The organism is Peribacillus sp. P4_D6, assembly GCF_056401795.1.
The window spans coordinates 53,703-69,325 of record NZ_JBFUIQ010000002.1; the positions used below are offsets into that span (position 1 = coordinate 53,703).

Here is a 15,623-nt window from a genome sequence, read left to right on the forward strand (position 1 = left end):
TTTACCAAAGCCTTCCCGGCTGCAGTATTTGCCTTGTTTGCCATAATCATTATCACCCTTATTTTTCTTTTAGCTACACTAGACTCTTCGTCATTCACAGTAGCAAGCGCAGCATCAAAAAAGTTGTCATTAGATTAAGAGCTAGCTGGATGGCACAAAATATTTTGGACTTTGGTCATTGAACTTTAGCGTTTTCCATGATGTTTTGAGAAGGACTGCATGCACTTCAACCAGTAGTCGTCATTACCTACGTTACACTCATCTTAATTATGGCGATGGCTTCGATATCTCTCAATAAATGGATTAAAGAGGATCAAGCAGAAAGCAGCAGTATAGAAAAAACTATCAATGAAGAACCTATAAAGCTAACATCTTAAAGTGCCATTCATACTCAGAGGATACATTATAAGGGATAAAACGCCAACAGGCACCATCTTAAAAAAAGCTAGTGCCTGTAGTGCGTTTGATGAAGACGTACAAAACTTTTTTGACCTGTAAACAAAAAATGCTTCTAAAAATTACTCATTGCAAAGCCGATGATAAATGGCAGGTGATTCAGCGGAGCTTATTGTCGGGAGGGACTCAATTACCTATCTGTCTCTCCATTAAAGAAATGATGCACCGTATGAATAAAAACAAAAATGGCTCCTCATATTAAAAGAGAGGGGATGTGTCACATGATAAAAAGTATATCTACTTTTCAAGCAACAATGGTACTGATTCTATCTATTGGGTTGATGAACCATGTTATCGTTTTGCCTTCACTGCTTGGTGCATCCGGAAGAGATTCATGGATAAGTACTTTAGTAACCGGGATGCTTTTTCTATTATGGCTTCCCATGGTTTATTGGATAATAAGTAAAACAAAGCAACAGCATATCATTGGTTGGCTTCATACTCACAGTCACCCGCTCGCCGCCTGGACTATAAAAATCCTTCTTTTCTTATATATTTCATTAAACTTATTTGTCACTTTATATAGCACATTTTCCTGGGTGAAAAGTACTTATATGATTCAAACGCCAGAATATATATTATTCATACCTTTCATCATTCTATGTTTTATTGCTGCCGAGGCTGGAATCAAAACAATAGCCATTGCCGGGGGATTGGTTTTACCCCTTGTTGTTGTACTTGGATTTATGATTATGACGGCAAATATACAGTATAAGGATTACTCCTTGCTTTTCCCTATTTTTGAAAATGGGATTACACCTGTTTGGGACGGTATCGTAATACTAGGCGGAGGTTTTACAGAGATCTTTCTTCTCGTTTTAATTCAACAGTTTGTAAAGACTGATATAAAGTTCAGGAGTTTACTTTTTTTAGGTTTATTTCTTTTGTTTATCAGCATGGGACCCATAATAGGCTCCATTACAGAGTTTGGTCCGGTACAGGCTGCAAAAATAAGCAATCCTGCATACGCTCAATGGCGGTTACTAACCATGGGTAAGTATTTGAACCGGCTGGATTTTTTATCAATATACCAATGGCTTTCAGGTGCATTTATCCGTGTTTCGTTATCGATATTCCTAATGGGGGAACTGTTTCAAATTAAAACAAAGAAAATAAAAAAAATTGTATTGCTTGCTATATCAGTCTCCTTAATCATTGCGCTTTGTATACCAATCGACATTCCAGCATACAGGAATTTTACGGAACGATATTATTTTAAATTGAGTGTGATTAGCATTTTGGTTATAACCTTTTTCATTAATATAGTCATTTTTTTGAAAGAAAGGGTGAAGAAGAATGGAGCCTCTATTGAACAAGGCAAATAAGGGGAGTTCTTCGGAAATCCAACTAACGACGGAATATTTCAATGAACTATTCGGAATGAGCTCGGATGTAAAATTCAAAAGGCATATCATTACATCTGAGGGGAAAACAGATCCGGCCCTTATTTGTACTTTGATTTATTCAGAGGTGTTGGTCGATGTCAAAAAATTGTGGGAATCAGTAGCACGGCTTGAAGGTAGTGTATTCATTAATTCTAAACTGAAGGAAGAAGAGGTTATAGAGGATCCGCAAGACGAATTTAAAGTCAGTAGGGTTTTCCCTTCCTCCACTATAAAAGAAGATGTGGAGGAAAACGTATTTTCCGGGATGGTCCTGATGCTATTTGAAGAATTGGAATTATTATTTATGTTTTCCCTACCAAGCATCCCGAATCGAAGTCCCGAAGAAACAAGTAGTGAAATTTCCATCCGAGGTCCACGTGATGGATTTATCGAAGATATCTCTGTTAATTTAGGGTTGATCAGAAAAAGATATAAAACGGCATCACTCGAAAATCAAGCATTTACTATTGGCAAAAGGAGCAAGACAAAAATCAATTTATTATATGTGAAGGATGTTGTAAATCCAGAAACCATTGAAAAAGTAAAAAGGAAAATCTCCTCAATAAACACAGATATCTTGTTGGGAACTACTGAACTTGAAGAATTTTTATCAGACAGTAAGTTCAACCTGATCCCGTTATTTGATTATACAGGGAGGCCGGATTATGCTGTAGCCAGTTTAAATAATGGGCGCTTTGCCATTTTAGTGGATGGGTCACCAACTGCCTTAATTGGACCAGGCAATATTGCATTATTGTTAAAAGCCGCGGAAGATCGTCATACTCCATCTTACTATACAAATTTCGAATATTTATTTCGCATTTTCGGACTAATGGTATCAATATTTCTGCCAGGTTTTTATATAGCACTAATATCATTTCAATTAGACCAGCTCCCCTTCCCATTTTTGGCGACAATAACCGTATCTAGATTTGGGTTGCCCATATCACCTCAACAAGAGGCCTTCTTGATTTTGGGTTTATTTGAGTTGTTTCGAGAGGCAGGGATCACACTCCCAAAAGCAATCGGTCAATCACTTGCCGTTGTGGGTGGGTTAATTATAGGGGATGCGGCAATCAGAGGAGGGATTACATCCCCGACGATGTTGGTGGTGGCAGGTACTACTGCGGTAGCCACTTATACATTAATCAATCAATCTTTAGGTGGAATTGTAAGCATGGCCAGGTTTTTTGTATTATTTCTATCTTCTGTTTTAGGTTTATTCGGATTCTTTCTCGGTGTTTTCTCCATTATCCTTTATTTATCAAGGCTGCAGATTTTTGGTTTACCCTACTTAGCGCCTATATCACCACTATCCTTGAAAGATCTTTTAGGGGGCGGTGTCTTTGTGAAGCCATATCTCTTTAGAAAGAAACGAGCCGAAATGCTGAAAACAAAGGACAGAACAAAAGGGAATCGCTAATGAAAATGATCCTTAGATTTATACTATTCGTAATGAGCGTTGCTCTTTTAAGTGGCTGCTGGGATACCAAGGATATTCAAGATATTCAATATATAAGTGCAATGGGAATAGATTATCAGAATGGGCAGTATGTCATTTATGTGCAGGTGACGTCTTTTGCCGGTGTGGCTAAACAAGAAGGCTTGGAACCAAAACCAACACCTGTTTGGGTCGCCGAGGGACGCGGGAAAACAATGAATGAGGCCATGAATGACATTTATAAAAGGTCAAACCAGTATATTTATTGGGCTCATGTTAAATTGATCATTTTCTCTGAAAGCTTACTAAAACATGGATTGGACAACGTAAACGACCCCATTTTAAGATTTCAGCAAATTAGGGAAACAACTTGGTTATATGGAACGGATGATTCATTAGAAAAGATTCTCTTTGTCAATAGTTTATTCGGCTCTTCAGTGCAAACAAGCATTTTCAATCCGATGGATATTTATAAATTAAGATCCTTTGTCGAACCCATCAGGATCCAAAGATTTTATACGCAAAATTATGAAACAGGGATGACAATAAAACTACCGAAGATTTCATTAAAAAATGAGGTATGGAAAGCAAAAGAAAAAGCACAGAACACCGTAAAACTATCAGGGTCCTATTTTATTAAAAATAATCAGCTAAAGGGGGAGATAGCAAATAAACATCTTGGGGGGATGAGATGGTTAACAAAATCAACGGTAAGGTCCCCAATTGGAATAAAAATCAACAAAAACAAAAATGTTCAAATATCTCTAATGAGGCCAAAATTCAATATAAAGCCTATCTATGTAAATGATGCAGTCGAATTCGATATTTCAATTGAAGCAGAAGGTGCCATAACGGATATGGAAGAAAACATCTCCTTACCCCACCTTAAAGAAAAAATCCAAGGGGCATTAGAGAAAGAAATCAGGGATACCTACAAATATGCTCTTGAAAAAAATATAGATATCTATAATTTAGAAGGAGTTATCTACAGAAAGGATTTGAAAAAATGGAAAGAAATTTCTAAAGAGGGTTTTAGCCTTAATGAAGGATCAATCCGTAATATTCAGGTGGAAGTTGGTATTAAAATAACAGGCGATTATAAATATGAGTACATGAATTGATCCTTCAAAAGTGGATTGCAGGCTGCCATGACAGAATCTTTCTTCAAACCCGTTTTCAATGATCATGATATGGCAGCTAATGTAAATGATATATTCAACAACTAACTATGTAAGGATTTAATTTGGCTTACACAATGAGTAAAGGTAATTCAATTTTACTTCAATAGGCCTAACCGAAAACCAAGGGAGCGGTCCGGACTATGACTAAAGATGCTGGGACCCGAGTATGCTTCAAAAGGGGTACGTGTAAACTCGATTCATCCAGGATATATCGATACCGGGATGGCGGACTATGCTTCTGAACAAACGGGCAGTTCAAAAGCTGAATGGGGTAAAGATTCCCGTTGGGACATCTGGGCAGCGTCAATCATGTGGCGAATACAGTGCTTTTCATTGCCTCGGACGAATCTTCTTATACGACGGGTACTGAATTTGTGATAGACGGCGGAGCGACTGCACGCTAAAACCTGACTTTCTAGCGGATAGTAGTAACTAAAACTAAGGAGTGTTTAGATATGAGATTAGAAAATAAAGTGGCAATCGTAACAGGGGGAGCAAGCGGGATTGGAGCAAGTACGGCTCAATTATTTGCAGAAGAAGGAGCAAAGGTGGTCATTGCCGATTTTGCTGATCATGGACAAGCGGTGTCAGAAGAGTTAAATGGAAAAGGGTATGATACTCTTTTTGTTAAAACTGACGTGACGAATGAAAATGACGTAAAGAATATGATCGAAGAGACGGTTAACAAATATGGAAAACTGGATATCATGTTCGCAAACGCAGGAATTGCCAGAGACGGAAACATCCATGAGTTAAGCTACGAGCAATGGCAAAAAACGATTGATATTAATTTATCCGGTGTCTTCCTATCCGATAAATATGCGATAGAGCAAATGCAAAAACAATCTACTGGCGGCGCCATTGTCAATACAGGCTCCATCCATAGCCATGCAGGGAAACCGGGGGTAACAGCTTATTCTGCTGCTAAAGGCGGGGTCAAACTATTGACACAAACATTAGGTGCGACTTATGCGAAAGATGGCATTCGTGTCAATGCAGTTTGCCCTGGATATATTGATACACCACTTATTGCCGAAGCACAAGGTGAAATAAGACAAGGTTTGATCGATTTACATCCAATCGGCCGTTTAGGCAGAGCGGAAGAAGTGGCTAAAGCCGTTCTCTTCCTTGCAAGTGACGATGCATCATTTGTTACTGGCACTAGCCTAATTGTCGACGGCGGTTATACGGCAGTATAAAACCGTGTAAGGGTTAATAGCTGGTTCTATCAATCAGGAAAATCGTTAGATGTGATAATTGCATGTGAAATGGAGCTTCTTCCGTAAGATGAGTGGTGTTAGATTACTCAACTCTGCTGGAGGGCTCTTTTTTTTGCATAGTATAAAAAAGTACCTGGGAATGCTAAAAACATTTCCTTGGAAGAAGAAACGATACAAGCAGTTGCAGGGAGAGAATTCAGTAATTTTTATGTTAACCGCCCGCGAAAAACGAGTGCCCTATGTTCCAAGCGACGTTCAAGGTTTTATAAACCTAAATAAAATGGAGACAAACTTGTTCTTCAGCGAGTTCGTCTACAGTTGAACTCAGTTCTTTCTTACTTTGGAACTGAGCTTTTTGTATTTCGCGTCATATCATTTTTATTGTTGATCCTATAATTAGCTTAATAGCGTATTTCGTAAAAGACACTTTTGCGAAGGGGCATTTTTTACAAAATGGCCTTATATTAATATCGCAAAAGTATAATCAAAAGAGAAGGTTAGTTCATTGATGAAAGTGGAAGTGAATCCAATTAATAGTATTTTTATGTTAAAGTTATACAGTTGATATTTTATTACATAATTTCAATAGGAAGGAACAAAATCTGTATGATAAAGGAAGGGTTAAATGGCGAAAAGAATAGTAGGTAGTATGTTGTTTTTATTACTAGGCATGGTTAGTTTTACTTTTTTATCTGGCTTAAAAGTTGAAGCAGCAGATCCAGTGCATACTGTATCCTCTCAAGAAACGGTAGAATCGATTGCAGCAATCTATGATATATCGACAGAGCAATTAATGGATATGAATGGTTTACCGGATGGTAAGTTATATATTGGCCAGAAGTTAACCATTCAAAATGCTTATACTCCTTCGAACTATCAGTGGTCAGAGAGAGGGAAACAAATTGGGAATTATGCGAAAACTTTTACAGGATTTAAAAAAACGGCTGGACAAGAGACACCTAACAAAGGGTTTGATTCTAGCGGATTGATTCATTGGGTACTCTCGCGGCAAAAGGTGCCTATCGACCGTTTGTCAGTTGAAGGCTATTATAAGCAAGGAATGGATACAAATACGCCTAAGGCTGGAGATATTATATTTTTTCTGGAAAAGGGGAGTTCAAAAGTCGTGACTGCTGGGATCTATTTGGGGGGAAATCAGTTCGTTAATTCTGGATACGGAGCGGAGACAGTTCAGGTGAGATCTACCATAGAAAAATATTTTGCTCAATACCAAGCCGAGTATAAAACGTATACACCAAAAGGAGAGCATGTCGTTCAAAATAATGAAACACTTAAAAGTATCTCGGATAATTACGGTGTATCGGTGGATACAATCAAAAAGCGTAACGCGTTACCAACTGATAGCTTGATGCAGGGACAGTATCTTCAAATATACAGCAGTCCCTTGTATCCATTTTATGCAAATCAAGAGGCTTCCTATGATAAAGCTTATGATGTCATAAAGTATGCTTATACTTTACGTGGATTTACCTATGTTTTCGGAGAATATGATCCGATGATTGGAATGGATTGCAGCGGTTTTATCTATTGGGCCATGAAGGAGCAGGGCATTTCCCTTAAGCGGGGTTCGGCAGCGGACTACTATTCCTTGCTGCCGAAACTCAGAGATCCAAAGGCAGGGGACTTAGTATTTTTTAGAGATACAGACTTAAGTCAAGAGATAACCCACGTCGGTATTTATCTAGGGGATGGTCGCTTTATTCATACAACAAGGAATACTGGTGTTCATATATCTGACCTTACTTCAAGTGATTTTAATAAGAAGTTCGAAAGTTTTGGGCAAGTTCAAATCAATATGGACTAAGATAGACACGAGAGAGTTAGACTACTTGGATTTTCTAGTCATAATTAAGGTAGGCAGTGTAACATCTAGAGGGGTTTTTAATGGCTTAAAAAGGGCAAAAGTTTTGTGGAATATACAAATGAAAAGAAAATGAAAGTTGTTAAGTTTTATCGGATATTAATAGATGTTTTAACTGCGGTAAGAATCGAAGTTGTGGATTAGAAAAAAAGTTGTACTGTTTATAAAAAAGAAAAACCGAAATGACCTGATTTCGGTTTTTCTTAATGAACTAAATGGGCAGTTAGTTGAAGAAAACTTTATTTTAATGGTTGTGGTGAAAATTCCAAGTCGTTTTTTTGAGAAAATGCTATTTTTGGAAGAAACTGACTATGATGTTAGAAACGAATATTTAAAGATTAATCGAAAGTTTTAAAAGTGTAAAAAGCCTTGGAGATAAAACGGTAAAATCAATTATCCGAAAGGAAAATACATGGGACACATAAAATCGAGTCTGTTGCGGTAATAGTAAAGCGTTTGAGTGGAAATATGATTTCACAAGGTAGAATGACCTTTTAACTTTATACGGAGAAAAGAGATATAGAAATCGTGATGAAGTATTTATAGAGGATATATCTTCAAAATCCGAGCTAACTATTGTTTGGGAAAAGGATGGAAAATCCTAATTGATATATACTTCAGAAAAAAACTGTTTTCTTAACGGGTGCCACTAGAATTTTATCTTGGTATAATCCATATGGATATTTTTATTTACTTTCATAATTTCTGCCACCAGCTTTTCTTGGTGAGATGATCTTAGATCCTTTTACTATATTCATCGATTTCGGTTAACATAGCAGCTGTTTTTCTTACTCTTCGAGTTGTTGAGCCTAATACTTCCCGCAATCGAATGGCTTTGATCCTTTTGTCCCTATATCCTTAAACAATGCTTGTCTCGTTCTTTCCCTTACGTTATGAATGCGTATACTTCCAATTTTTGTGCGATTGATTGAATATTTAAAAAACATTTGTTAGTTTCTGTAGTTTTATATTAGATTCTGTGGTTCCTGTGATAAATTAAAGGTGTTTTTTTGTAAGAGAAAATACGAAAAAAACAATATATGTGTTTTGGGGTTTTATGGTATGCAAACTTTAAAGAAACGGTAGAAAGAAACTTTATAATTCTTGCAAATGGAAACAAACTTAAGAGGAGAAACCAATATGAATCATCTACAAAAGCAAATACTTTCTTTCCTTGAGGAATGCAATAGAGAAAGATGTGTAAGTAAAATTGCTGAAAAGTACGATAAAAATCTTGAAGTGGTAAGGGCTGAGTTAGTGATACTTGCGAACAAGAAGCTCATAGCTATCAAAAAGAGTACAACTGGGAAGATAAGCAGAGCAACGATTAGTCCAAAAGGTAAACAGTGCTTCAGGGAAGCCACTGCAATTAAGGGTTCAGTCCAAGAGCAAATCAATGAGTTGAAACAAAAGTTGTCAGCTCTGGAAGCCTCCTTCATACGTGCAAAAGAGAATCCAACTGGGGAGAATAAACAGTCACTATTGGATAATGCGAATACGGTTCAATCAGTGGCTTATGGATTAAACTCATTCTTTAAAGTTGGATTGGATACCTTAAAGTAAACAATAACCTCAGAGGATAATCTGGGAACTCTTGTACATCTACATCATCAGGGACAAAACAGGCTAGCTCATGGGTTTATTGTCGAGGTGAGCTAGTTAATGAGATCCACCAAAAAAGGTCCGAGCCTGGTTGTATTGTTATCATCCATTATTTATTGTCAACCTCTTAAGGGAGCGATAGTCTGTGATGCACCGAGGCCGTTGGGTCAGACTAACGAATGGGCTTTGGCACCATTGTTCATCGCCTTACTCAACCAGCCATAGAATGAGTATGGACGATTTTCATTCTCTGTGGAGGAGCGCTGATTTTTGCGCTTAATGGACATGGCTGACAGGTGCTTTACTTCATTATCAGGAGCTAATGGGCATCTCCTTTTTTAGCGAAAGGAAATGAAGGACTTAAGTCGAAAATATTAAAGGAAAATGCACTTTATTAAAGACGGTCATCTTCCCATGCCCTATCATAATCTCATATATTGTGTTTTTCTATTGGAGTTTCTTCTTGTTGATCTGCTTTCTTCATTTGTTGTTGAGCTTGAGAACTATATGATACTATCTGTTTTTTTTATGAGTTTGAAGCTAGATTTGCTGGGCCACCTTGTGTGGAATTTTGAAATGGAGATACGAATTAAATTAATTGAGAAACTTCTTGATGAATATTTGCAAGCTCTTGTCCTAATTCAGTACCAGTAAAGGTTGCTACAGATAGTTGAGTGTCTATTTTTTTTGCTGTTGATTGTTTTTTGACATAGTAGAAAACCTCATTTAGATAAATTATGGCCAAGGGCAGAATAGCTTAATAAAAATAAGTAGATTAAGTGTGTTCAAGAAAGAATCGTTTGTGGAGTAATGAAAATAGAGAGTGTTATGTAGAAAAAAATGATGTATAAAATATAACAAACAAAAGAAAAAACCAGTTTTATTAGACTGGTTCTTTCATCTTAATATAACACTTTGTTAAATTCAGTTTTTGAGACTTACATGCTCAATCATCCGCTTCATTGCCTGAATTTGCCCCATATGAGTCGCTTCATGCATTAATGTTAAACCTGCAAGTTCTCCAACAGTCTTACATCCTAGGAATGGTGTATCCAAATCTTGATCTAGCTGTTCAGGAGGAATTTGCTTTAAACGAGTTAATTGATCTTTCAACTGTACAACCAGCTGATCCATAGCAGGTATATTCCCTGTCCAATCGGCTGGTTTTGTGCCATTCCCAAATAACTTTATATAATTCGTGGGAAGATGGGTTGTTACATTCGGGAAACCAAACATAGTTTGTTCTGTAATTGTCAAAACGTGACCAGTATGCCAATGAATTGTGTTATTAAAGCCATCTGGCTGCACATCGTTTAGTTCCTTAGGAATGGACTCTACATTCTTGATGAAGTATTCTCTCGTCATCTCAAATTGCTTAAATACAAGTTGATTCATCTTTTCTCCCCTCTCACTAACAAAATCATCCATATTATACCAGTAAAAACCGGAAAAGAATATGGTTTGAATTTCCTGAAATGAGCTTTATTTCAACCGGTTCTTGTTCCGCAATAGGGAGCAATCTTTTATAAAGAATCGCTTTACTTATAGAACTATATTATTAGCATTCTTACAAAAATAAAAAGTCCCATGAGGTTTTTTGGGCTCAACTGAAAATTCGATAAACACAAGATAAATGCTAAACGATAATTGTTATACAATTGTAAAATTATACAGTTTCATTTGCGGTATAATGGAAATTATTAGAAATGTATTCTGGTGTATGAATATTTACATATAGAGAGCTATTCATTCTTCAAATTCTAGAATTAAAAAGGATCCAAACAATTTTTGAATAAAGATACCCTCAAAAAAATTAACTATTAAAGTAATGTTTGAGGGTAAAGTGATTAAAAGGGAGGGGAATTGTTTTTGACTATAATAGATATTGACCAATTGCTTTTTGCTACTGAAGAACTTGCCGAAGAGTCAATTCCATTTCATCTCGATGCATTTGATATTGATCAATTATTAKATAAAACGAATAACTGGTAAAGAAAAGCATACGTGAAGTGAACTGCACCCTAATGGAGGTTGCAGTGGGGGTGGTMAATTTAAAGATGCAATTGGCTGGCTTCATCGCTCCTTTAACGATTGGTTTTGTCATAGACGCTTTCGATGGATCGTTTAATGGAGCTGTTTGGTTATTGGTTTCATTCGGAGTCATTTGTTTTATCGCTTTCATGACCTTGAAATCGGGTAAGGAAAATTTCGTGACTGAACATCCACAAACAATTCCTGCTGTAAAATAGTTTGAAATCAATGCAGGAAAAAGTGGGTATGATTTATAAAAGTTTGTTCGAAATCATATATAGATAGTGCAAAAACTCTACCGGTTAGATCTTGAAAGCCTGATGTTACTGAATTTCAGCTAACAGGGCTTTTTATTTTTTTATACGCCATTAGCAATAATATTAATCAAACAGTATGGCCCTGGCATTTTCCATGATGAATATATAACTTTTCTAATGGCTGCAATTAATCTAAATGGTGGACCTGTCAAAGGGAATGAATATACCATATCGTGCAGTAGAGTCCGAGGGAAGCACATGTATAACTTTGGTAAAATCAGATGAAAATAACCAATGTTTTTAAGGAGGAAGCAAATGAAAGTAAATAAAATACATCATGTAGCAATAATTTGTTCCGATTATGAAAAGTCAAAGAACTTCTATGTAAATATTTTAGGGTGTGATATCGAGAAGGAAACATATCGGTCAGAAAGGAAATCGTATAAATTGGACTTAATCGTCGGAGGGGAATATCAGCTGGAATTGTTCTCATTTCCTGATACCCCGCATCGTCCTAGTTATCCTGAAGCWAGGGGGCTTAGACATCTTGCTTTTGAAGTTGAAGATATTAATCAAGCGATTGAAGATTTAGAAAAAGAAAACATTCCAGTCGAACCAATCCGTGTTGATGAGTTAACAGGAAAAAGGTTCACTTTTTTTAGTGATCCGGATGATTTGCCTATTGAAATATATGAAAAATAGGATGAGGTTACCTCTATTTCTTAAGCTGATTTCTAAGATGAATACGATGATTTAAAGAGGTTACTTATATCAATTAAACTATGAAGATTCCCTATGATATGTCGATACCATTAAGTTTGATCCACTTGTATTCCATATTTCGATGAGAGCTGAAATAATCATCGGCTATACTATCTGTAGATTGGTCATTTAAATATGTCAGGAGATAAAAAAATGAATGTTTACAAATTTACAGTGTTGATACTTTTAACGACATTTTTGATGGGTTCTTCTTTTGCAGTAGTTAAAATTGGTCTACCTTATTCATCCCCATTATTATTAGCAGCATTACGCTTCACACTTGCCGGACTCATAATGGCGATAATCGTAATCTTTTTAAAAAGACCGCACCCAAACTCTAAAGGGGATTGGATAAAAATGCTCATTATCGGCACTTTTCAAACAGCCGGAGTAATGGGGTGCATTTTCCTGAGTTTACGCACGATTACAGCAAGTGAATCCTCCATTCTTACATTCACGAACCCGTTGCTTGTTGTTGTATTCGGTACGATCTTTTCACAAACACGCTATAAACTATATCAATGGATTGGTGTTTTATTAGGATTTGTTGGAGTAATTATAACGATGGGCGCGCAACTTGAATTTAAGGTTGGTATTCTTTTCGGCATTCTTTCTTCTGTTTTCTGGGCGATTTCCACTTTATTGGCGAAAAAATGGGGGACGATTTCCGATACATGGGTTTTATCTGCCTATCAGATGCTTTTTGGCGGTTTACTGCTTTTACTTGGCAGCTTTATTCTTGAAAAACCATTTTTCATACTGAATGGCAATTCGTTGTTCATTTTATTATGGTTAAGTATCATGTCATCGATCGTGCAATTTGCTGTTTGGTATTACCTTTTACAAAAGAGTGATCCCGGAAAAACAAGTGCCTTTTTATTTTTGGCACCTTTCTTCGGTGTATTAACAGGGTGGGCGCTATTAGGTGAACAGATATACACTTCACTCTTGATTGGCGGACTGTTTATCATCATTGGCATCTATCTTGTAAATTGCAATTTCCAAAAGGAAAATAAATTCGTTAAAAGAGCTTTATAGTAATCGTATGGATTTAAGCCACTACAGACAGAAAGTCCCACATGGTGAAAAAGAAAAGAGTTTCACCATGTGGGATTAAAAAATTATACCTCTATACAAAAAACTTCTTTAAATCCTTCTTTCCCTTTAGGTGTTACTTTTACTGCGCGAATAGTTGAAACACGGACTATCCAGCCTAAATCAAAAAAATGTGTAAGAAGCCCATTCCCTAAAGCTCCGCCAAGATGATGGTGACGTTCACTCCAGTCTAAACAGGAGTGGGAAAATGAACGGCGTTTTCTTCTTAAATCAAGTAAATCGATGCCGAATTCTGAAAAAAAATGATTCCMTTTGGGTGTAACTGTAAACTCTCTCTCTTCTTTTTTCAAATATCCGGCTTTCAACATCGATTCAGTTAATTGGACGCCTAGTTTTCCTGCCAAATGATCATAGCAAGTTCTTGCTTCCTGAAGCATTTTGACCTGACTTGATTGTTTTAACGACCGAACTTCAGGAGGTGGGGAAATGGCAAGAAACGATTCCAAAATGTGCGCAATTTCTCCATTTGCTAGCTGATAATAGCGATGTCGTCCCTGTTTTTCAACTATAACAAGGTTACCTTCCACTAATTTAGAAAGGTGAAAGCTGGCGGTTTGAGGTGTTATTGCAGCCATCAATGCTAATTCACCTGCCGTATGAAAACGCCCATCCAGCAGACTTGCAAGTATTGTTGCACGTGACGTTTCCCCAAGGAGGGAGGCTATCTCCACCATATTTGGATTTATACTCAAAATAGTTACCAACCTTTCTGCCGATAGACTAGTTAATATGCTGAACGCCAATTAATCAGCATTAAAAATAGGTAAACTTATACTTCCATTATACAGTACCGCTGCCCTAGGATATTCACGATGCCTGCTTTAAAAAAAGAATATTGGACCCAACAATAAAATGGAAAGCGTTATTACGTGTTTTTTCTAAACATTACATTTTGAGTCGTTTCTACAAGGATTGATGCACGTGATAAATTGGTTGCTTTTTTTGGGGAGAGATTATGAAATCAGGAGAGGTTAAAAAGAAGACTGTAAAGAAGAAAGACTGTCTACCTTTGGATAAGCGTTTTTTACTGAAGTATATTCTTTGTAAACTAGGCATACATTTTTACATGTTCACTAATAGTAAACGTCCATAATAGTCTTGGAATGAATACCGGTAAATAGTCCCTTTTGTGAATTTAGTAGTTAAATAGGAGGGAATGGAGCGTATGAAAATGTCAGACGTTGGATTTAAAGGCCAGGTTTTTGGATTTATAAAGTTCACACCTTTTGTGGAAAGTTTTTTGTCTGGAGATTTATATATGAATAATTTCAAAAAGTATATTGATATAGAAAGTGCTTCAGGAGAAAAAGGTGTAGGAGACAAATTTGAAGCAGCACATGTTTTTACGGAATTAACCATGAATTTCTTTACTCAAGATACCAATGAATTAATAATGTCGGGGCGAACTAAAAAATTGAATTTCAGAAAAAATATAAATGAAAAAAGACCATTATATTGTATGTTTGCAATTATTGGCGATATGTTAAAAGTGGTTAACGAGGATGAAAAATATTACTATACCAAATTTGATTTACCTAATGAACAAATCGATAAAATGATCAGGGAGTTCGGAGACAGCTTAATTTTTGTTACCCCATCGCAATTCATTGACAGAATTACTAGAACACTCAATGAAAAAGGTTATGCTTACAGAGGGGGCTTGGTAAAATATGATGATTATAACATCAATTCCTCAGCTAGGATGAGCTCTTATAAAAATCAAGGGACTGATATTTATTTTTGGAAAGATAAATATTTTGAAAATCAATATGAATATCGCATAGTTCTCACAGATCAAGAAGTTGATGAAGCCTTAATTGTGAACATAGGTGATATTTCAGACATTAGTACGATTTTTAATGCAAATGAGTTTTTCAGTGATAAATTTGAAATAAGATTACGAAAGAAAGGAAATCTAAGCATCCATTAAATGGGGTGATTTTTATATTTGCAGGATTAGGTGTGGAAATATCTATAAATCTGGACTACTTTTCATATCTTAATTTTTAAAACATTTATGGATCTTTTAAGAGAGAGCCATTCAATAGAGTCCAAAATACAGCAAAACTACCCTGAATATGACGACTTTCTTCTATAAGTTATTTATAAAAAACTAAAAAGTATCATTCGCATTAGATCATAGGGACCAAGGTATCAAAACGTGGAAATATACTAAGCAAATATCGGCAACGTAATTACAACAATGGTGATTATTTGTTATAGCCAGTTAAGAGTGCTTTTTATGCAATAAAGGTCGATCACTTTATAAGAATGTTTTGATGTCTGCTGC

Annotated in this window: 13 protein-coding genes and 2 pseudogenes; 13 read left to right on the forward strand and 2 right to left on the reverse strand. The window is 36.3% G+C overall.

Annotated elements, in window-relative coordinates; all coding sequences use genetic code 11:
- Nucleotides 1-677: 677 nt before the first annotated feature.
- The 8 genes and pseudogenes from AC1DVB_RS02030 (at nt 678) to AC1DVB_RS02065 (ending at nt 9,128) form a co-directional block, all read left to right on the forward strand.
- Entirely contained in the window at nt 678-1,781 is a 1,104-nt protein-coding gene (locus AC1DVB_RS02030; protein WP_477587957.1) for an endospore germination permease, read from the forward strand.
- Nucleotides 1,753-3,264, forward strand: a complete 1,512-nt coding sequence (locus tag AC1DVB_RS02035; RefSeq protein WP_477587959.1) for a spore germination protein — start codon at nt 1,753-1,755, stop codon at nt 3,262-3,264. The genes AC1DVB_RS02030 and AC1DVB_RS02035 overlap by 29 nt, the downstream gene beginning before the upstream one ends.
- Nucleotides 3,265-3,269: 5 nt before the next feature.
- Nucleotides 3,270-4,403 carry a Ger(x)C family spore germination protein gene (locus AC1DVB_RS02040; protein ID WP_274604997.1) on the forward strand — a complete coding sequence of 378 codons (1,134 nt, stop codon included), beginning with the start codon at nt 3,270-3,272 and terminating at the stop codon, nt 4,401-4,403.
- Nucleotides 4,404-4,582: 179 nt separating this feature from the next.
- Nucleotides 4,583-4,867, forward strand: a pseudogene (locus tag AC1DVB_RS02045) (SDR family oxidoreductase); the annotation flags it as partial.
- Between the two features lie 51 nt (nt 4,868-4,918).
- Nucleotides 4,919-5,662 (forward strand): SDR family NAD(P)-dependent oxidoreductase, encoded by a 744-nt coding sequence (locus AC1DVB_RS02050; protein ID WP_054396643.1) that lies wholly within the window; start codon nt 4,919-4,921, stop codon nt 5,660-5,662.
- A gap of 646 nt (nt 5,663-6,308) precedes the next feature.
- Nucleotides 6,309-7,508, forward strand: a complete 1,200-nt coding sequence (locus AC1DVB_RS02055) for a C40 family peptidase (protein WP_477587962.1) — start codon at nt 6,309-6,311, stop codon at nt 7,506-7,508.
- A 593-nt stretch (nt 7,509-8,101) separates the two neighbouring features.
- Nucleotides 8,102-8,170: pseudogene (locus tag AC1DVB_RS02060) on the forward strand (hypothetical protein); the annotation flags it as partial.
- A gap of 535 nt (nt 8,171-8,705) precedes the next feature.
- Nucleotides 8,706-9,128, forward strand: coding sequence for a hypothetical protein (locus tag AC1DVB_RS02065; RefSeq protein ID WP_034313108.1), 423 nt, complete (start codon nt 8,706-8,708; stop codon nt 9,126-9,128).
- A 963-nt stretch (nt 9,129-10,091) separates the two neighbouring features.
- Here the strand turns inward: AC1DVB_RS02065 and AC1DVB_RS02070 are convergent.
- Complete coding sequence (locus AC1DVB_RS02070) at nt 10,092-10,562, reverse strand: DinB family protein (RefSeq protein ID WP_463502540.1); 471 nt, start codon at nt 10,560-10,562, stop codon at nt 10,092-10,094.
- A gap of 474 nt (nt 10,563-11,036) precedes the next feature.
- Between AC1DVB_RS02070 and AC1DVB_RS02075 the strand changes: the two genes are divergently transcribed.
- From AC1DVB_RS02075 to AC1DVB_RS02090, 4 genes are all read left to right on the forward strand, one after another.
- Complete coding sequence (locus AC1DVB_RS02075) at nt 11,037-11,159, forward strand: hypothetical protein (protein WP_477587965.1); 123 nt, start codon at nt 11,037-11,039, stop codon at nt 11,157-11,159.
- Between the two features lie 44 nt (nt 11,160-11,203).
- Nucleotides 11,204-11,416 carry a hypothetical protein gene (locus AC1DVB_RS02080; RefSeq protein WP_477587967.1) on the forward strand — a complete coding sequence of 71 codons (213 nt, stop codon included), beginning with the start codon at nt 11,204-11,206 and terminating at the stop codon, nt 11,414-11,416.
- Nucleotides 11,417-11,770: 354 nt separating this feature from the next.
- Nucleotides 11,771-12,157, forward strand: a complete 387-nt coding sequence (gene gloA2, locus AC1DVB_RS02085) for an SMU1112c/YaeR family gloxylase I-like metalloprotein (RefSeq protein WP_477587969.1) — start codon at nt 11,771-11,773, stop codon at nt 12,155-12,157.
- Nucleotides 12,158-12,370: 213 nt separating this feature from the next.
- Nucleotides 12,371-13,255, forward strand: a complete 885-nt coding sequence (locus AC1DVB_RS02090) for a DMT family transporter (RefSeq protein ID WP_477587970.1) — start codon at nt 12,371-12,373, stop codon at nt 13,253-13,255.
- Nucleotides 13,256-13,338: 83 nt separating this feature from the next.
- On the opposite strand, the gene AC1DVB_RS02095 is transcribed toward AC1DVB_RS02090, so the two are convergent.
- Complete coding sequence (locus AC1DVB_RS02095) at nt 13,339-14,025, reverse strand: ArsR/SmtB family transcription factor (RefSeq protein ID WP_477587972.1); 687 nt, start codon at nt 14,023-14,025, stop codon at nt 13,339-13,341.
- 473 nt (nt 14,026-14,498) lie between these two features.
- On the opposite strand from AC1DVB_RS02095, the gene AC1DVB_RS02100 reads away from it, so the two are divergent.
- Nucleotides 14,499-15,263 (forward strand): hypothetical protein, encoded by a 765-nt coding sequence (locus AC1DVB_RS02100; RefSeq protein ID WP_053534537.1) that lies wholly within the window; start codon nt 14,499-14,501, stop codon nt 15,261-15,263.
- Nucleotides 15,264-15,623 lie beyond the last annotated feature (360 nt).